The organism is Haloferula luteola (genome assembly GCF_014201715.1).
Classification (GTDB): Bacteria; Verrucomicrobiota; Verrucomicrobiia; order Verrucomicrobiales; family Akkermansiaceae; genus Haloferula; species Haloferula luteola.
In genome coordinates this window covers 132,288-149,946 of sequence record NZ_JACHFD010000005.1, presented here as the reverse complement: position 1 = coordinate 149,946, position 17,659 = coordinate 132,288, and the positions used below count along the sequence as shown (strand labels likewise).

The 17,659-nt window shown below is 58.0% G+C and carries 14 protein-coding genes; 8 read left to right on the top strand and 6 right to left on the bottom strand.

Going from position 1 to position 17,659, the window contains the following annotated elements; all coding sequences use genetic code 11:
* Window positions 1-41 precede the first annotated feature (41 nt).
* Both HNR46_RS06750 and HNR46_RS06745 read right to left on the bottom strand, forming a co-directional pair.
* Window positions 42-1,637, bottom strand: coding sequence for a trypsin-like peptidase domain-containing protein (locus HNR46_RS06750; protein WP_184017096.1), 1,596 nt, complete (start codon window positions 1,635-1,637; stop codon window positions 42-44).
* Window positions 1,638-1,736: 99 nt separating this feature from the next.
* A complete protein-coding gene (locus tag HNR46_RS06745; protein WP_184017094.1) occupies window positions 1,737-3,863 on the bottom strand; it encodes a DEAD/DEAH box helicase in 2,127 nt (708 codons plus the stop codon).
* Window positions 3,864-4,002: 139 nt separating this feature from the next.
* Here HNR46_RS06745 and ppnP point away from each other — a divergent pair, with 139 nt between their 5' ends.
* Window positions 4,003-4,314, top strand: a complete 312-nt coding sequence (gene ppnP / locus HNR46_RS06740) for a pyrimidine/purine nucleoside phosphorylase (RefSeq protein WP_184017092.1) — start codon at window positions 4,003-4,005, stop codon at window positions 4,312-4,314.
* Between the two features lie 124 nt (window positions 4,315-4,438).
* On the opposite strand, the gene smc is transcribed toward ppnP, so the two are convergent.
* The gene (gene smc / locus HNR46_RS06735; protein ID WP_184017090.1) at window positions 4,439-8,221 is read right to left on the bottom strand and encodes a chromosome segregation protein SMC; all 3,783 of its coding nucleotides are present in this window, start codon (window positions 8,219-8,221) and stop codon (window positions 4,439-4,441) included.
* A 394-nt stretch (window positions 8,222-8,615) separates the two neighbouring features.
* Between smc and HNR46_RS06730 the strand changes: the two genes are divergently transcribed.
* The gene (locus HNR46_RS06730; protein ID WP_184017088.1) at window positions 8,616-9,362 is read left to right on the top strand and encodes a hypothetical protein; all 747 of its coding nucleotides are present in this window, start codon (window positions 8,616-8,618) and stop codon (window positions 9,360-9,362) included.
* Between the two features lie 52 nt (window positions 9,363-9,414).
* On the opposite strand, the gene HNR46_RS06725 is transcribed toward HNR46_RS06730, so the two are convergent.
* Window positions 9,415-10,140, bottom strand: coding sequence for a TlyA family RNA methyltransferase (locus tag HNR46_RS06725; RefSeq protein WP_184017086.1), 726 nt, complete (start codon window positions 10,138-10,140; stop codon window positions 9,415-9,417).
* 101 nt (window positions 10,141-10,241) lie between these two features.
* On the opposite strand from HNR46_RS06725, the gene HNR46_RS06720 reads away from it, so the two are divergent.
* On the top strand, window positions 10,242-11,306 hold the full coding sequence (locus tag HNR46_RS06720) for a 3-deoxy-7-phosphoheptulonate synthase (protein ID WP_184017084.1): 1,065 nt from the start codon (window positions 10,242-10,244) through the stop codon (window positions 11,304-11,306).
* A 36-nt stretch (window positions 11,307-11,342) separates the two neighbouring features.
* Here HNR46_RS06720 and HNR46_RS06715 read toward each other — a convergent pair whose 3' ends face one another.
* Both HNR46_RS06715 and HNR46_RS06710 read right to left on the bottom strand, forming a co-directional pair.
* Window positions 11,343-11,513: a hypothetical protein gene (locus HNR46_RS06715; RefSeq protein ID WP_184017082.1), complete on the bottom strand. Its 171-nt coding sequence runs from the start codon at window positions 11,511-11,513 to the stop codon at window positions 11,343-11,345.
* 132 nt (window positions 11,514-11,645) lie between these two features.
* The gene (locus HNR46_RS06710; protein ID WP_184017080.1) at window positions 11,646-12,197 is read right to left on the bottom strand and encodes a plasmid pRiA4b ORF-3 family protein; all 552 of its coding nucleotides are present in this window, start codon (window positions 12,195-12,197) and stop codon (window positions 11,646-11,648) included.
* 121 nt (window positions 12,198-12,318) lie between these two features.
* Between HNR46_RS06710 and HNR46_RS06705 the strand changes: the two genes are divergently transcribed.
* From HNR46_RS06705 to HNR46_RS06685, 5 genes are all read left to right on the top strand, one after another.
* Complete coding sequence (locus tag HNR46_RS06705; protein WP_184017078.1) at window positions 12,319-13,689, top strand: MBL fold metallo-hydrolase; 1,371 nt, start codon at window positions 12,319-12,321, stop codon at window positions 13,687-13,689.
* Between the two features lie 64 nt (window positions 13,690-13,753).
* A complete protein-coding gene (locus HNR46_RS21345) occupies window positions 13,754-16,294 on the top strand; it encodes an AsmA-like C-terminal region-containing protein (RefSeq protein WP_184017077.1) in 2,541 nt (846 codons plus the stop codon).
* Window positions 16,295-16,388: 94 nt separating this feature from the next.
* Entirely contained in the window at window positions 16,389-16,862 is a 474-nt protein-coding gene (locus HNR46_RS06695) for an ElaB/YgaM/YqjD family protein (protein ID WP_184017075.1), read from the top strand.
* A 31-nt stretch (window positions 16,863-16,893) separates the two neighbouring features.
* Window positions 16,894-17,286: a phage holin family protein gene (locus HNR46_RS06690; RefSeq protein ID WP_184017073.1), complete on the top strand. Its 393-nt coding sequence runs from the start codon at window positions 16,894-16,896 to the stop codon at window positions 17,284-17,286.
* On the top strand, window positions 17,244-17,654 hold the full coding sequence (locus HNR46_RS06685) for a hypothetical protein (protein WP_184017071.1): 411 nt from the start codon (window positions 17,244-17,246) through the stop codon (window positions 17,652-17,654). Before HNR46_RS06690 ends, HNR46_RS06685 begins: the two co-directional genes overlap by 43 nt.
* Window positions 17,655-17,659 lie beyond the last annotated feature (5 nt).

Here is a 17,659-nt window from a genome sequence, read left to right as displayed (position 1 = left end):
TCAGGGCATGATGACTCCCGTTCTGCAGCAGGTCCCAGGTCTCAGCTATTGAGATTCCGGACCTGGGCCGCGAGCAATTGATTCGCTTTCAAACGCCACTCCTTGGACGCCTTCGCCGACTCACGGTGATAGTAGCTGTAACGCTCCGGTGCGAACTCGTCCGCTTGGCCCTTGGAACCGTTTAGAGCACTGTAGTAGATCTCCCGGTATTTTTTGATCAGATCCTTCTCACTGGTCAGGAGCTTTTTCTCCGCCAGCTCACGGTTCATCTGCATCAGTTGGCGAACCACTCGCATTTCCTTGTTCTCTTCGAAGATGCTCAAGACCGTCATGCCGCCCTTCATTTGAGTATCGAGACGCAGGCCAGCCTGCGTTGGTGTCAGCGCCGCAAGGGCAAAGACCAGTCGCGTCACCCGGTCCAATTCATCGATCCGTTTCGCCTCGCCCAGGAAATCAGAGACGGATAGCTGCCGCCACCGATGGGGGAGATCCAGACGACAGGCGAACCGGCGAACTTGGGCAAATCGAGTCCCCGCGGAAAAGACATCATCCCGGTTCTGGACGCCATGCGTTACCAAACCGGCCACTTTCCAGCAGTTCTCCAGAAGAACAGGCCCTCCGCTGTTCCCTTGGATGACCTGATTGTCGATCTCCAGCTGGCCCGTACCCACACCTGCGACCTTTCCATTCAGGCGGGTTACCGTGCTAAGCCCCCCACTATCTCCAATCGCTACCACCTTGACCCCAAGCGCGGGCTCTTCCGCGCCCTTTCCGCTAGCAACCTCGAGGAAATCATTCACCGGATGCGAAAGCCGCAAACGCACCAAATCCGCACTCTCCGATGCTTCCAAATAAGCGAACTCCCGCAACACCTGACCACTCACCAGCTTCACTTCCAAGCGGGATTGGCCACTCAACACATGGGCCGCCGTGTAAACATAATAGCCTCCGTCAACCCGGCAAATGAAGCCACTCCCCTTCCCTTGGTCGCCCTCGATCATCACCATCGAGTTCAGCACCGCTTTGGGCAAACCATGCTCACCCACCTCCATGGACCTTTCTGTCGTCGGCTCCGCGGCCGCCACCTCGCTGGCCTTCGCCTCCACAGCCGCATTTTTCAGACCATATCGGTTCAGCCAATCGGTCGGAACTTGGTCAAAACTTAAGGTCGCCGACCCATTCCGGTGCCGAATTTTGACCCCAGCTTGGCTAATTTCGCGAATCGTTACTTCCTCGAAGCTCTTCCCATCCTGAGTGCGAACCCGGTCAAATTTCTCACCTTCCGCCGACGCCCACAGGGAGGCAGCCTGATCCGACTGGTCTTGACGAAGCTTTTGGAAATCCTCCTGAGCATCCTCCAGTTGACGCACCAGACCTTCCTTCTCGCTGACCAAGCTTTCATTCTGGCGTAGCGCGGAGTCCAACTGCTGTTGGATCTCGGCCAGCCGCCTCTCTCCCGCATCCACGACCTCATCGGATTTCTTCAAATCCGCCTCCAAGGCTTCAACCTTCTCCTCCATCTTTTGGAGTTGCTGCTGTGTTTGAAGATGCGCCTTCTTCAACTCCTCATCCTCACAGGAAATCAATGCTCCTGAAATCGCCAAGACGGCACCTCCGGTGGCCCATCGACCCTTCATTCCGTTCATCTCAGACAAAAAGCCCTTCTGGGATTCAATCTGTCAAGCCCCCGAGAATGAAGGGAATGTTTCAAGCCATGAATGTGGATTTCCGTGTCATCAAGATGATTCCTGCTCCGCTAACGATAGCTCACGCATCTTCTCCCATTCATCGATCAGACTCGAATCCACTCCTCTCACGGTCTCTTCCAACAACGCCTCAGCCTTGTCCAATTCGTCGGTTTTGAGGGCGGGTGGAATCGTCTGCACAAGCACTTTCCAAACCTCCGAAAGATACCGCAATAGCACACCTTCGCTGCGCTCGAGACCATAGCGCTTCACGTAATCTTCAAAGCTTTCCCAACGTTCCACCATTTCCCGAGCGACCGACTTCGGCCGCACTCCGGCCTCCTTTGCCCATGGATGTTTGAGCACAAATTCGTTGTAGGTCGCGTAGATGAACTCCTTCCCCGGCTTGGGATGCTCGACCTCCATCAACCGCTCCATGCGCTCCTCGTATTCCAAGCCTTCCGCCTTCAATTCCGCCAGCAGCTCTCCCTTGGCTTTGTCGACCTGCTTCTTCAAAACCGCTGCCGGATCTTCAAGAATGGACTCCACCAAAGACAACAACTGGAGAGCATAGTTGCCATCTTCCGGATCCAGCTGAGGCAGCGTATCCAACAACCACAACCCCAGAGTCTGGTGCATCGAAAAATCTTCGGGCAGTTGCTCTTGCAGCACTACCTTTACGGGCCCCGTTCGCTCTTCCTTTGGCAAAATCCGCAACACGCCCCCGTGAACCAGCGCCTTGAACAATTCAAACCCCCGACGTCGGAGCGCTTTCTTCCCTGCGGGCGTCTCATGGCACTGGCGGATCAGTCTTCTCAACGCCTCACACCCATCTTCATTCTCACGCCCAAGTACATTGAGCAACATCCCGTGACTGATGCGAAATTGAGACTGCAAGCGTTCGGGAGGGGACTCCTGCAGTTTTTGGAAGGTCTTGTCATCCCAATTGACGAAGCCCTTCTCCGGCGGCCGCTTTTTCATCGCCTTGCTCTTCCCTCCCTTGGCGGCGGCTTTCTCTTCAGCCTTTTTGTTCTCGATGACATATTCCGGTGCCTGCGCCACCACATACCCGATATCATCAAACCCCCGTCGCCCTGCCCGACCGCATATCTGCTTGAAATCGCGCACCGCCAGCGTGTTGGTCCGATCACCACCGAACTTGAATAGCTGGGTGAAAAGGACGGTGCGGATCGGCACATTCACCCCCACGCCCAGTGTGTCGGTTCCGCAAATCACTTTCAGCAACCCCTCCTGCGCCAATCGCTCCACTAGGACTCGATACTTCGGCAAGAGGCCCGCGTGGTGAATGCCTAGGCCATGCCTCAGCAGCTTTTTGATCTCCTTACCATAGGGGCTCTTGAAATCCGCATCTTCCAAAAGTTCGGCAATCCGCGCCTTCTCCTCCTTCGAGCAGAAATTGCGGCTCATCAGCTTTTGCGCCGTCTCCGCACAACTGCGCTGGGTGAAATGAACCAAATAAATCGGCGCTCGGTTCGCGTTCACCAATTCCTCCACTCGCTCTTCTAGCAGAGTGAGGCTGTATTCAAATTCAAGTGGCACCGGTCGCTCTTCCGACTTCACCAGGGCCGTTGGAGCCCCATTCAAGGCTGTCAGCTCCTTCTCGAAAAACCCAGTATCGCCTAAGGTCGCCGACATCAGCAGGAACGTCGCCTGTGGCAAGGTCAGCAAAGGCACCTGCCACGCCACGCCGCGCTCTTTGTCCGAGTAATAGTGGAACTCGTCCATGATCACATCATCCACCTCGGCTCTCGAGCCCTCGCGCAGAGCCAAATTGGAGAGAATTTCCGCCGTGCAGCAAATCACCGGAGCCGAGGGATTGACCGTGGCATCCCCCGTGATCATGCCGACTCTCTCCGGCCCGAATGTGCGACACAAGGAAAGGAACTTCTCGTTCGCCAATGCCTTGATCGGAACCGTGTAGTACGAGCGTCGACCCAGGCAGATCGCACGGAATTGCATCGCCATCGCTACCAGTGATTTCCCTGACCCTGTCGGCGTGTTCAAGATCACGTTCTTCCCGGCGAACAGTTCCAGAATCGCATTCTCCTGGTGGTCATAGGGCTCGATTCCCGCGCTGAGCAGGTATTCGAGAAATGCCTCCAGTACCGCGTCGTTATCCGACGGATTTCCAAGTGCAGTAGGATCGAGAACAGCCATGGGCGGTGCGACCATGGGCGGGAACCCTTCGCTTGGAAAGCGGTCGTTCCTCTCGATTTCTCGAAATCCCACCTCCAAATCCCTGACATCTTCCTCAGCCCCATTGACCCGCGAATCCCGAAGGCGTAGGGAACGGCGCATGGAATTCCCCAATGTCACTGCTCTCGCCCAAGCCAACGTCTATTTCGATGGCAAAGTGATCTCCCACACCCTCCTCACCGCCTCCGGCGAAAAGAAGACTCTCGGTGTGATTCTTCCCGGCTCCTATCACTTCGGTACCGATGCCCCCGAACGCATGGACATCGTTGCTGGATCTTGCAGCCACGTTCTTGACGGCACCGAAAGCTCAATCGCCACCACCGCAGGCTCGGCCTTCGAAGTTCCTGGCAAGAGTGGGTTTACCATCACCGTCGAGGGAGAGCCCTGCCACTACGTCTGCAGTTTCCTGTAACGCCTTCTTTCCAACATTTCCCCACGGGGCCCATCACCCGGTATGGGAAAGATGTGGGGGCGGCTGCTGGACTCACTCGAGTCTTCGCAACCGCCCCCGTCCCTCTCCTGTCTAGGAAATTCAATCAGGCATCGAGTCGCAGCGCCGCCCGTTGAGCTGCGGTCTTTGCCTCTCCCTTCGGAGTTTGCTGGTCCGCTGTCGTCAAGCGCATGCCCACCGGCTTGGACACCCCGAATTCCTCCATCGTCACGCCATACATCACATCCGCGCGACCCATCGTGCGCTTCGAGTGAGTCACGATGATGAACTGCGAGTTGTTCACGAAACGGTCCAAAACCTTGACGAAGCGCCCAATGTTCGACTCGTCCAGCGGTGCATCCAACTCATCGAGCACACAGAACGGGCTGGGCTTGATCATGTAGATGGAAAACAGCAGCGCCACAGCCGTCATGGAACGTTCTCCCCCCGAAAGCAAAGTGATGCTCTGGAGCTTTTTACCAGGCGGCTTGGCAATCACCTCGATGCCGGATTCCAGTGGATCCTCTTCGTCCACCAACTGCAAATCCGCCTTGCCTTGCTCGCCAAACAGCTCCTTGAACATGTCCCGGAAGTTCGTCTTCACCTGGGCAAAGGTTTCGCTGAAGCGACGTTTGGTCTCCTCGTTGATCTTCTCAATCACCTGCAGCAACTCCTCCTTCGAACTCACAAGATCCTCGTAATTGCTCCTCACATCATTGTGACGCGCTTCGAGTTCCTCATACTCTTCGATCGCATCCAGATTCACCGGACCCATCGAATCCAGTCGCCGCTTCAAGTCCCCGACGCAGGACTCCACAAAATCCCAATCCGGTTCGCCCTCCATCAGTGGCGGAAGTTCGACCTCATCCGCGGTGCCATCGACCACCGTCACTGCCACCTCGTCAGCGTCTTCGCCGTCCTCGCCGTCTTCCGAAGATTCGACCACCGACGTCCGCCCACGGCCATTCGACTTCTGCGTCGCAATGCAGGAAAGCAAGGCATGGGCGTCCGGTTCGAAGTGAGCCAACTCCAGATTGTGACGCTCCAAGATGGCATTGACGAGGCTCTCGAGGCGCAGCTCGATCTTGGTCAAAGCCACTTCCTCGCGACCTCGCTGCTCAGCAGCCCGAGCATGCCCCTTGCGGACTTCAGTCAGCTCCCGCTCGGCGATCTCGATCGATTCGATCAACTCGTTCCGCTGGCCCATCCGCTCCTGGATGTCCACCTCCAGATCTTCCGCCTCACAGCGATGCTGCTCCACCTCTTCAGCCAAAGCGGCATTTTCACCGGTCGCCGCTTCGATTCTCTGCATGAAGGCGCCGATCTCCGTCTCGCGACGCACCGCAATCTCTCGCAACTCCGCAAGCCGCGCTTCCATGGGCTGCTGTTGAGCCTCTTGCGCTTCCTTCGCCCGGCGCTCCACGGCGATCGACGTCCGGACCTCGTTGAGGGCCTCCGCCAACTCCGCCTCATCCCGCCGGGAATCCTCCAACTCCGTGTTGAGACGGGATTGATCGCTCTCGCATGCGTGCAGGCGCTCCCGCGCAGCGGAAAGCTCCGCCTCCATCGCCCCACGGTTTTCCTGCGTCGCGGCTTCCCGCTGGTCCAAATCTCCACGCTCCCAACGAACGTTCTCCAGCTTGGTCTCCACCGCTTCGACCTCTCGCACGGCCAGCGATCGCTGGCCCTCCAAAGTCGAAAGTTCCACCTTGTGCCGCTGCACTCGGTCCCGGGCCACCTCATGCTCCTCCTGGAGCCGACTCAACTCCGCTTCCAAATGCTCCACCCGTGCTTTGGCCTGAGCTTCCGACTCGGTCAGCGCCGCCACTTCGGTCTCCAGTTCGCGAACCTCATTCTGCCTCTCCAGGACCGATACCGCTCCATCTCCCGCCGCTCCACCGAAGACAATTCCCTCAGCACCGATCCACTCCCCCGCGAGGGTGGCCATCGACACATCTGGAAAATCTTTGCGCAGGCGCATGCCCGTCGCCAAATCGGGCACGATCAGCACCCGTTCCAACAAGCGCTCGACCACGCTGCGGACCTTCTCATCGATCTTGACCCGGTCGAGTGCCCACGCAATGGCGCCCCCTGGAATGGTCTCGATCTGCGTGCCATTCGAGGCCGTCACAAACTCCCGTGGGAGAATCTTTGCCTGACCCAACTTCTTTTCCGTGAGCCGGGCAATCACCGCCTCCGCCAAGGCGGCATCCTCGACCAAAACCGCCTGAAGATGCCCTCCCAAAGCCGCTTCCAGCGCCCGCGCACACTCCTTTTCCGCCTCAATGAAACCCGCGAGCACGCCATGGACTCCCGAGCGGAACCGTTCCGGTTCCCCAAGTCCCTCCAGAACCTTCCGGGTGCCCTGCTCAAAACCTTCACCACTCGCCACCAGTTGGCGCAAAACCTCCAAGCGCGAAGATCGCTGCGCCAACACCTTGTGGGCTTCTGCCGCCGCCGTTCGAGCAGCATCCAGATCGCCTCTCACGTGCTGATATTGCCGCTCAGCCCGCTGCAAATTCTCCTCCAGCTCCTGCGTCCTTCGCGCATGCTCATCGAGCTCCTGCACGATCTGGTCACGCTGCATCATCGCCTCTTCCAGCTCGTTGTGGAGGCGTTGCTCTTCATCCGCCAACTGACGGGACCGCTCACGGCTCGTTTCCAGCTGAGCCAGCGAACTTTCGATCTTCGCTTGCATCGTGGCGATCACCGTCTGGGTCCGATTGGCTTCGGAGCGCGACTCCCGTTGAGCAGCTTCTAAGGTTTCCCGGCGAGCGCGCGCGGAAGCCGTCTGCTCTTCCTGCTGAGACAGCGAAATTTCCATCTCGGCAATCCGACGCACCAGCGCCTCCAAGGCCTCATTGGCCGCCACCACATCAAACTCCTGCTGAGCGAGCTTTTCCTGCGTTGCATCGATCTCCGCCTTGTTCTGCTCGATCCGGCCTTCGAGCTCGGCGCGCCGTTCCATGTTGAAAGCAATGCGACCTTCCGCACTCGCCAAAGCATTGCGGTGCTCGTTGAGCTCCTGTCTCCGCTCTGCCAATAAGCCCTCAAAACTTCTCGCCGCTTCCCGGGCCCCTGCCACGGCCTCCTCCTTGGGCGCCATCTTTCGCTCCAAGTCCCCTTCCGTGATCTCCAGGGACCGAATCGACGTCCGCAACTCCGCGGCCGCCGCACTCATTTCCACAAACTTTTTGTGCCCCAAATGCGTGTCCAAAACCCGCACATCGTTGGCCAATGTCTGATAACGACGGGCTTTCGCTACCTGCCGCTTCAATGAATTCATCCGTCGCTCCTGCTCCGCCAGCACGTCACTCACCCGCAACAAATTGGCCTCCGTGTAGTCCAACTTTCTCAGCGCATCCTTCTTTTCCCGCTTGTACTTGGTGATCCCTGCCGCCTCCTCGAACACCGCCCGACGTTCCTCGGGCTTCGACGAGAGAATCTGATCGATCTGCCCCTGAGCCATGATCGAGTACGCCGTCCGACCGATCCCCGTATCCATGAAGAGGTCGTGGATGTCCTTCAGCCGGCACAAAGTGCCATTGATCCGGTACTCCGATTTGCCATCGCGGAAGACTCGCCGGGTGATGGCCACCTCGTTGTAGTCAACTCCCAGGGAGCCTTCACAGTCGGCCATCGTCAGGGTCACCTCAGCCATTCCCAGAGGCTTGCGCCGTTCGGTGCCATTGAAAATGACGTCTGCCATTTCTCCCCCACGCAGGGCTTTGGCAGAGGTCTCCCCGAGGACCCAACGGATGGCGTCGACGACGTTCGACTTTCCACATCCATTCGGGCCCACAATGCCGGTCACCCCCTGGTGAAACTCCAGCCGCGTCTTGTCCGCGAACGACTTGAAGCCGTGGATATCAAGCGATTTTAAATACATTCAGACAGGAGTGGGTTCGAGGTTCCGCCCAGGAGGGAATCCGGGCAGGAGGCAGCTTAGTGAACGTCTACCCGTGGAAAAGCTCTGTTGGAGAAAAACACTATATACGGTATCCATTTTCCAATTTTGACACATGATGTGGTGGTTTCGATTTATTAAAAAATCTTAACCATTTATCAAAAATACCCCCAACCCCACGCAAAGTTTTTTGAAACCGAAGGTCTTATTCCGCCGCCCGGTTGGCCCTCCATCCCTCGAGAAGATCCATCCCCCAGGCAAAAACACCTTCATTAAGCACTCGTGATGTGTTCGTTGCGAAATTTCATTGCGCTTCCCATCGGAACATCCGGCTAAGCCGAACGCCAAAGCCGGCGATTCCTCTCCCCCTCCATCCATGAAACTCCCAACGACTTCCCAAAGGTGGCTCAAAAACGCCGTGTCCTCACTTTCATTTCTCGGAATGGCACTCTCCCCACTTTTCGCCAGAGAATGGCCCACCGAATCGAAGCTGGAATCCCTACAAGATTCTTCAGGTTTGTGGTGGAAGGCGATCACGGTCTACTCAGTTCCAGGAGTCTTCTACCGCTTGGAGCAGAGTGAAACTCTCACGGATGCGAGTTGGAGCCTCGCCTCTTCTCACTACGGAAACGGGCAAAAGTGGAGCTGTCGACTTTTCCCTGACCCCGCGCCCGGAGTCCATCAACCCGACTCCTCGGCTCAAGCGCTTTCCTCAACCACGGCCTCCCCCCTCCATCTGGAACATGATTCCACTCCACATCGCCAAGTTTGCCTCATTCTTGAGGAATCCTCAACCGGAGAACCTATCCTTTCTTGGTCCTCTCTCGACACCGAAGTCCCAGTCCGGTGGCCCCTTGATGGCTTGCATCTCGACGGAGTCTGGAAGGACTTCGACACGGCTTACCTCTACCCGACAGATGACTACCTTTTCGGGTTGAGCCCACGACTCGGATCTCCCGTGTCGTTGACCACCACTTCCCCTGCTCTCGGACCAGCGGATCAGGCCATGATTTCAGCGATCACCCTTCTTTCGATCGCAACCTTTTGCGCGTTCCGGGAGCAAAAACTCCCTTTCTTTCGAACTCGGAAGCAAGGCAAAACCCATCACAAAGGTGACGGATAACCCCCTACTGACCTTCCCGAGCAGAGAGATATTCTCTTCCTCCTTCTCAGCTTTACTGCAGCCACGCGAGGAACTCGCGATTGCCGTCCGTGCCAGTGATCGGTGAGTCCATCACGCCTCGCCATTCCCTCCCTGACTCCGCGACAAACTCACGGATCTTTTCCACTGCCCGCTCATGGAGCTGTGGATCCCGGACGATTCCCCCTTTCCCAATGTCTTCGCGCTCAAGTTCAAACTGTGGCTTGATCAGACACACGATCGACCCCCCATCAGCGAGAACCCCAAAGGCAGCGGGTAGAATTTTGGTGAGGGAAATGAAGGATACATCCATGACCACCAAGGCCACTTTCTCCCCCAAATCGGACTCGACCAAGCCACGAGCATTGAATTTCTCCTTCACCACCACGCGTGGATCGCTGCGAATTTTCCAGGCGAGCTGGTTGGTCCCGACATCGACGGCGTGGACACGCAAGGCGCCCCGCTGAAGGAGACAATCTGTGAACCCCCCAGTTGAGGCACCAATGTCCAAGCAGACCAAGCCTTCAGGAGACATCCCAAAAGCATCGAGAGCCCCCTCCATTTTCAATCCTCCCCGTCCGACGTAGCGAAGTTTTTCCTTAAGCTCCAGAGGGGCATCGTCAGGCAATTTGGTGCTCGCCTTGTCGATGATGCGATCCCCACTGCGAACTTCCCCTGCGAGGAGCAGACGCTTCGCCTGCTCGCGGGTTTCACACAATCCACGGGCGACCAATAGCAAATCGACTCGTTCCTTCGGCATCGGGTTCCCAGTAGCCACCCGGCTCACGGGTCTGACAAGATCGGAAAACCGGACAGCCTTGCTACTTGCTTCTCGCCTGTGAGTTTCCTTTTCTCCCGGGCGTGACGCAGCACCGCACCGACGACCTTCGCATTTCCGGACTCAACCCCTTGATTTCACCGGCGGTCCTGAACTATTTCCTGCCTGTCACCGAGGACATTTCAGAAATCGTGGCCGCCGCCCGATCGGAGGCCGATGCCATCCTCAAAGGGCACGACGACCGCCTCTTGGTCGTGATCGGTCCTTGCTCCATCCACGATCCCGAGGCCGCTATCGATTATGGAAAGCGTCTGCTCCCATTGATGGAGCAGCACAAGGAAGACCTCCAGATCATCATGCGGGTCTACTTTGAGAAGCCGCGGACCACGGTCGGCTGGAAGGGGCTGATCAATGATCCCCATCTCGACGACTCTTTCGACATCAATCACGGACTTCGTGTGGCCCGCGGTCTCTTGATCGACTTGGCGAAGCTTGGAATCCCAGCCGGGACTGAGTTTCTCGACACGATTTCGCCGCAGTACATCGCAGACTTGATCGCCTGGGGGGCGATTGGTGCGCGGACGACGGAGTCGCAAGTCCACCGCGAGCTCGCTTCTGGCCTATCCATGCCGGTCGGCTTCAAGAATGGAACCGGAGGCTCCATTCAGCTGGCCCTCGATGCCATTCAGTCCGCTTCCCGACCCCACCATTTTCTTTCCGTTACCAAACAAGGGGTGTCAGCTATCGTCTCCACTTCAGGAAACGACTCGTGCCACATCATCCTCCGCGGGGGGAAATCGGGCCCGAACTACGAAGAAAAGGATGTCGACCAAGTGCTTGGAATGCTGAACGGACAGGGCCTGCCACCCTATGTGATGGTCGATTGCTCCCACGGGAACTCCCGCAAGGATTATCGGAACCAACCGCTAGTGGCGAAAGACCTCGCCGGACAGATCTCCCGAGGATCTTCCGCCATTGCAGCCGTGATGGTCGAATCAAACCTAGTCGAAGGAAACCAGAAACTGGTGCCTCAGCTCGACGCGCTGACCTACGGCCAATCCGTCACTGATGCCTGCATCGGCTGGGACGACACTGTGGAAATCCTTGAGGTGTTCGCCCAAGCCGTCCGCGAACGGCGCCAAGCCTAAGGAGAAGTCGCTCTCCTTAGGAGAAATTCCCTCATCTTAGGAACGCCGGACCGGCACCACGGCAGGTTCGTCAAATTTCTGGCCGCGAGCGCGACGCACTTGCTCGCCCACCGATTTGAGGGCAGCGATCAGGTAGGCATTGAGAAAGTATTCCTTGAGGAGAAGTTCACGGGTTTCTCCATCAGCCTTTTTGCGGACAATTTTCATGAGGGTTTGGGGTCGAATCAAACGCAGGTCGAACCGTGCGTCCCTAGACCTCTCTGCATGGGCCGGACCAAAAGCAAACGGAACTGTCACGCAATCGCCCGATCTGCGGAATTTCCCGAGCCCAGCAGCTCGTCAAACGCGCCGTTTGCGCTTTTTCGGCGGAGTGAAGTCGACCTTCTTTGGATCGAAGGCGTCAGGATCATAGCCGGGCTGATCCCAAGCAATTTCGCCAGCGGAAGCCTGCATGTATTGGAATGCTCCTCCGAAATCTTCAGGAGGACAGGCCCTCTCCCCGCCCAGAACTACCGGCGCGGTGGACTGCTCGCTCCGTTTCTCAATAACCAGTTCATGGATCCACTCTTCGGCGAAATCATACCGATAGAGGAGGCGCAAGGGCAGTCTCCGACGTCCCACATAGTCAGCGAGGGTGAGCTGGGCCTCATCCTGAAAGGAACCACCGGGAGGAACCTGATCGGCCAATCCCACGGGCCCAATCACATCGACCAGGCGCTTTCCTTTCCCATGACGAAACTCATGAGGGTGCTTGTTTTCCCAACCCAGCACGGCCTGCAAGGCATCATGCACCTGCGCAAATGTGAAATCTGCGGGAACCGCCACCCGACGCCAAATTTTCGGGGTGATCTGGTAGAGAAAAACCTGCAACTCGAAGCAATCCGTCGCCATGACGCGAGGATAGCGACCGAGCCATGCAGGGCGCAATCCTTGAAAAGCTCCGTTGACCTCGGGAAAGCACGGCAAAATCCGTCTTCGACATTTGCCGACAAGGCCTCATGGTGCCGCGCCCATGCGCTTTCGCAGTCTTTGCCGCCATGCCGAAATCGGCTCCAACTCCTACGTCGTCGAAGTCGACGATGCCCGGATCGTGCTCGATGCCGGAATGCACCCGAAACACGAGGGCGGCGACGCTTTGCCCCGATATGACCTGTTGGAGGAAGGTTCCGTGGATGCCACGGTGATCACCCATGCCCACCTCGACCACATCGGGTCCCTGCCCGTGTTGCTCGACGACCAACCGAATTCACGGGTGTTTTTCTCCCCCGCCGGTGCCGACTTGGGCTTCGCGATGCTCCACAATTCGGTGAATGTGATGCAGGCCAAGCGCACCGAGCTCGGCCTGACCGACTATCCCTTTTTTGGTCACACTCAACTCGACGAGATTGAGCGCCGGATCGAAACTCGAGCGACCGAAAGGCCCTTTGACTTGGATGCCGACGGACATCTTCGTGCCACCTTCCACGATGCCGGGCACGTGCTGGGATCGGTGGCCGTCACCGTTCAGTCCAAAGACCACACCTTGCTCTATACAGGAGACGTCAATTTTGAATCCTCCACGCTGATCAAGGGCGCCTATCTGCCCGAGGGACCGGTCGATACCCTGGTGATCGAAACCACCCGCGGGGATAGCCCACGACCCGAGAGCTACACGCGCGAGGCCGAGGAACGGCGATTTGCCGACGCCATCGCCGAAACTGTCGCGCGTGGAGGCACGGTTCTCGTGCCCGTCTTCGCCATGGGAAAAACTCAGGAGGTTCTGACGATGATCCATCGCTTCAAACAACGGGGCTGGATTCCAAGTAGGGCGCCTGTGGTCATCGGAGGCCTTTCGACCAAAATGACCGTCATCTACGATCGTTACGCCAAGGGGCTGACCCGACGTCACGATGACGACTTCCGAATTCTCAAGGACATGGACCTGCGCGCGGGCACCCGGCGCCGAAAGGCTCCGATCGTTCCCGAGCCCGGTGCGATTTTCTGCCTGTCCAGTGGCATGATGACCGAGAACACCGTTTCCAACGGATTTGCCCGGGCCGGCTTTTTGGAAAACCCGAAAAACCGCCTGTTGTTCGTCGGATATGCCGATCCGGACTCGCCTGCCGGTCATATTCGTGCAGCTCAACGGGACGATTTGATCTCTCTAGATCCCCGCCACCCGGCCGTTCGCTTGAGGGCTGAAGTCGACATCTTCGACTTTTCCGGGCACGCCACCCGGGACGATTTGCTCGCCTACATTCTCAAGGTAAAACCGAAGCGCACTTTCCTCGTCCATGGGGACCGACCGGCAAGTGAATGGTTTCGTGCTCAGCTGCGGGAGCTGCTCCCGAGCACCGAGGCGATCATTCCAGAGCCCGGTCAGACCTACGATCTTGGCGCATGAGAAGAAAATGGCGCATCCTCGCCATTGATTCGCAGCACGTTCGCGGCATGCTAATGCCCGACACGTGAGACACATCCGCATCATTCACCGATTCCGCATTTGTGTGGCGGTTGCCGGCTTCTTAGCCGTCGCCACCCTGGTGGGATTGGTGGCATGGGCGAATCAAACCGGGCTTCCCGACGCTTGGCGACAGGGTATCAGCGAGGCCCTCGCCAAACACGGCGTCCATGCGGAGATCGCCAGCCTCCGCTTCGTGCCATTCCGTGGATTCGTGGCCGGAGAAGTCGTCTTGTTTTCCGATCCCTCCCATCAAAGGGTCGCAGGACGCTTGCAGCAGTTGATTTTCGACCTCGACCGCTCGCAACTCACCCGGGGGGAATTTCAGATCGAACGCCTCCAGCTTTCAGGGGCGCGTTTCATGCTCGCTGCCGACCCACTCGATCCTCAGTCAGAGACGCTCGATATTTCCGACCTCACCGGCCAAATCGAATTTGCCGGCCCCCATTCTCTGGTAATCAGTGAAGCGAGCGGACGCATCCATGGAATCCGCCTCGATCTTCACTGTCTTCTCGACCTTTACCGCACTCCGGGGATCACCGACCCCGTCGAAGAAGAACTGGCGCGCGATCAGCGCCGGCAGGTGCTCATTCAGGTGATTCAAACTCTCGAAAGCTTCGAATTCCCGGCATCCCTTCCGCCTCGGATCCGACTGGAAATCCGCGGTGATCTCGAAGATCCAGAGAGCCTGCGAGCTTCTATTCAAGTCCGCGCCAGCAACCTGCTCGCCCGCGAAGTGAACCTGCGGGAAGTCGATCTTCGGGGTGAACTCTATGGCTCCACACTGGTGCTCCACCACGGCAACATCCGCGCGGATCGGGGAGAACTGACCGGCAATGCGGAATACGACCTGTGGAAAGCTCGTGGACATTGCAATCTTCGCTCCACACTCGATATCCCCGCCCTGCTGCGTCAGCTTCAAATTCCCCTCCCTGAGGATTTGCCCTCCTTTTCGGCACCTCCCGTCTTGGAAGCTCGAGCAGAGTTCTCCCGAAACGATGATGGGAATTGGGATAAACGCGTGATCGGTCAGCTCCAATTGGCCGGACCTCGCTGGAGAGACATCGCCGTCGACCAAGTCTCGACCTCCTTTGCATGGGACGGAAGCCAGTTGCTGCTGGAAGATCTCGACGTGCAAGCCGAAGGCGGCGAGCTGACCGGCCGCATTTTCATCCAGCCTGAGATGATTCGCTACGATGCCGCCAGCACCTTACCTCTCCACCTCTGGCAACAAGGCATCCCCATCGAGCCTCTGCGAACCATCCTCAACGACTTTTCCGCCGGGGAAGGATTCGACTCCCAGGTGGTTTTCCACGGTCACGCCCACCCCCACCACGACCATGACTGGTCTTTTATCGGAGATGCTTCCGCTCACCACCTCCTTTACCAAGGGGTGCCAGCACGGGAAGGCCGAGTGAAGCTCGATCTCAGTGGTGAAAAACTCGATTTTCGTGAAGGCCACGTGGTCTTTGACTACGAAAAATACCCCCTCAAACTGCGCCACGGAGGGGCGGCGAGCGGAACCGCCGACATGGACTTGATTCGCTATGACGATGCCCAACAAGTCGTCATCATCGAAAACCTCAAGGGCACCGCCTGGCCTGCCCCCATCTTGCGGACCTTTGCGCCGGAGGTGGCCGACGAATTGGAAGTTTATGGATTCCACCAGCCGCCGGATCTTGCTGCGAATGGAGTCATCGGGATTCTTGAGGGTCTACCCAAACAGAATCTGACCGTGAATTTCTCCAGCAAGTCCCCCATGGACTACACATTTCTTGACGAGAATCTCGTTCTGGAACGTCCCGAGGGAGTGGTCAGGGTGCTTCCCGACCGGGTGCGCGTGGAAGATCTGGCGTTTGACACTCTTGGCGGCGCGATCCGGGCCTCCGTGAACAGTCTTCAGGGGAAAAAACCTCGTCTCAGCGGTTCCCTTGACTGGACCGAACTCGATCTCAAGAAAATCGCCAACGCCTATCACCTCAAAAGCCCTCTCCCTGGCAGAATCACCGGCAGGGCCGATTTCAGTCTCAAAGGAGATCAAGTCTCAGGCCTGGACGCGCAGGGACACCTCGCCATCGAGGATTCTCAACTGTTCGACGTCCCCATTCTCGGCCCGCTTTCGCCCGTCGTTGCCACGGTGCTGGGCAATCGAAAAGCCGGATTCCAAGAAGCCTCCTCCGCATTTTTCACCTTCAACGTGGAGGAGGGAGTCCTCCACAGTCACGATTTCCTGACCACCACTCCGTCCCTGGTGTTCACCGCCGATGGTTCAGCGGACCTCAATGATCAAACTCTAGACATGACCGTGCGCATGAATGCCCGAGGGTTGTTGGGAGTGATCACCCTGCCTCTCAAACCATTCTATGGCCTTTTCCAATTTCGGGGGACAGGGCCGCTCCAAAACCCGGAATGGGACAATGTCATGTTCACTTCGCCACCCGATGAGGAACAAAACCAACGGCTGATGGAGCCTCCACGAGCACTGCCGGTGCTCGAAGGCGCACCCCGCCCCCATCGCGAAACCCTGTCTCCACGAAAGAAGAGATAACTTCCATCCCGAGTCACGTCTTGCCTCCCGCCGACATCGGTGCAACCGTCCCCAAGCAACGACGCGAGTTTCCTAACCTTAACCTTTTACTCCCATGTCAGAGAATTTCTCGGATTCGCTCGATCCCAATGCGGGATTCACCCCGGTCGACCCCGCAGTCCCCGGATCGTCGGTCAGCAAGGCCGCCAACGAACTTCGTGATGCCGCCGGTCACCTCAAAGAAGCGGTGACGGAGAAGGCCCGGGCTTTCGCCCACGAACAATCGGATCACGCCAAGCAAGCATCCGATCGGGCCCGCGAATCAGCCCAACAATTCCGCGACAGCGCCATGAAAAAGGCCCAGGCCCTCAAGGCCGTCGCTTCCGAGCGCGCCACCACCTTGCGCAGCGCAGCGGGTGAGCAAGCCGACCACTTCCGCACGGTCGCAGACGAACAGTGGGGTCAGACTCGCGATCGGGCCAAGGAGCTTCACATCTCCGCCGAAGACTACGTCCGCCAACACCCTACTCAGTGCGTGCTGGGTGCCCTCGGGGTGGGCTTCCTCATCGGCCTCATCACCCGCCGCTGACCGGCTGCCTTCCCGGCATCCGCCACGCTGCATGAGTGACCTCCCTCCACCGCCCCCAGCCGATGGCTGGAAAGCCACCGTCGCCGAGTTTATCGACGCGCGTCTCGGACTGTTTCAGATCGAGGCGCAGGATGCTGGCCGCGAAATCAGCCGCAAACTCGCGCTGATCGCCCTCGTGCTCATCTGCGCGTTGGCACTGTGGGCCTTAGGGCTGATCGGCCTCATCGGTTGGATTTCGGCCGCCTCAGGCTGGCCTTGGTATTTTGTGACCCTTGGGGCCGCTGTGCTCCATGCCTTGGTCGCCGGAATCGCTGTCGTCTTGCTCAAACAATCGGTGACTTTGTTTCCCTTCACCCGCTCGGAACTCGCGAAAGACCGCGCATGGCTGCAAACTCTCAAAGAATCCGGGAAATCGAAGCACTGATCGGCAGAATCGAAGCTTCCCGGCGCTCAGCCGGAGCTGAGATCTCCTCGCTCCGTGCCAAGCTGGACGCGCCCCGTCGCGCGAAGAAGCATCTCCTGCAGTTTACGTCAAAAAACCCGATTCCCGTCTTCGGCGGCATGCTGGGTGCTGGCTTTTTGTTGAGTCGTTTTCGGCGTCGGCCAAAGCCTGCGAAACGAAAGCGCGGCGTGCTGGGTTTTATCCTCGGAGCGATCTTCGCCGCCCTCAAACCCACCTTGATGCGAATTCTCACCGCCGAACTCCGAAAAAGCCTCCTGAAATCCTTCGACGCCCGCCGCTCCGCGATGCGTCCTGTGGCCCCAACCCGCTCCGCCACCACCCTTTCCTAAAAAAC

What these genes read in the sequence shown, in the direction of transcription:
- HNR46_RS06750 (WP_184017096.1), bottom strand. Translation starts at nt 1,637, where the DNA reads ATGAAGGGTCGATGGGCCACCGGAGGTGCCGTCTTGGCGATTTCAGGA.
- HNR46_RS06745 (WP_184017094.1), bottom strand. Translation starts at nt 3,863, where the DNA reads ATGGCTGTTCTCGATCCTACTGCACTTGGAAATCCGTCGGATAACGAC.
- ppnP (WP_184017092.1), top strand. Translation starts at nt 4,003, where the DNA reads ATGGAATTCCCCAATGTCACTGCTCTCGCCCAAGCCAACGTCTATTTC.
- smc (WP_184017090.1), bottom strand. Translation starts at nt 8,221, where the DNA reads ATGTATTTAAAATCGCTTGATATCCACGGCTTCAAGTCGTTCGCGGAC.
- HNR46_RS06730 (WP_184017088.1), top strand. Translation starts at nt 8,616, where the DNA reads ATGAAACTCCCAACGACTTCCCAAAGGTGGCTCAAAAACGCCGTGTCC.
- HNR46_RS06725 (WP_184017086.1), bottom strand. Translation starts at nt 10,140, where the DNA reads ATGCCGAAGGAACGAGTCGATTTGCTATTGGTCGCCCGTGGATTGTGT.
- HNR46_RS06715 (WP_184017082.1), bottom strand. Translation starts at nt 11,513, where the DNA reads ATGAAAATTGTCCGCAAAAAGGCTGATGGAGAAACCCGTGAACTTCTC.
- HNR46_RS06710 (WP_184017080.1), bottom strand. Translation starts at nt 12,197, where the DNA reads ATGGCGACGGATTGCTTCGAGTTGCAGGTTTTTCTCTACCAGATCACC.
- HNR46_RS06705 (WP_184017078.1), top strand. Translation starts at nt 12,319, where the DNA reads ATGCGCTTTCGCAGTCTTTGCCGCCATGCCGAAATCGGCTCCAACTCC.
- HNR46_RS06695 (WP_184017075.1), top strand. Translation starts at nt 16,389, where the DNA reads ATGTCAGAGAATTTCTCGGATTCGCTCGATCCCAATGCGGGATTCACC.
- HNR46_RS06690 (WP_184017073.1), top strand. Translation starts at nt 16,894, where the DNA reads ATGAGTGACCTCCCTCCACCGCCCCCAGCCGATGGCTGGAAAGCCACC.
- HNR46_RS06685 (WP_184017071.1), top strand. Translation starts at nt 17,244, where the DNA reads ATGGCTGCAAACTCTCAAAGAATCCGGGAAATCGAAGCACTGATCGGC.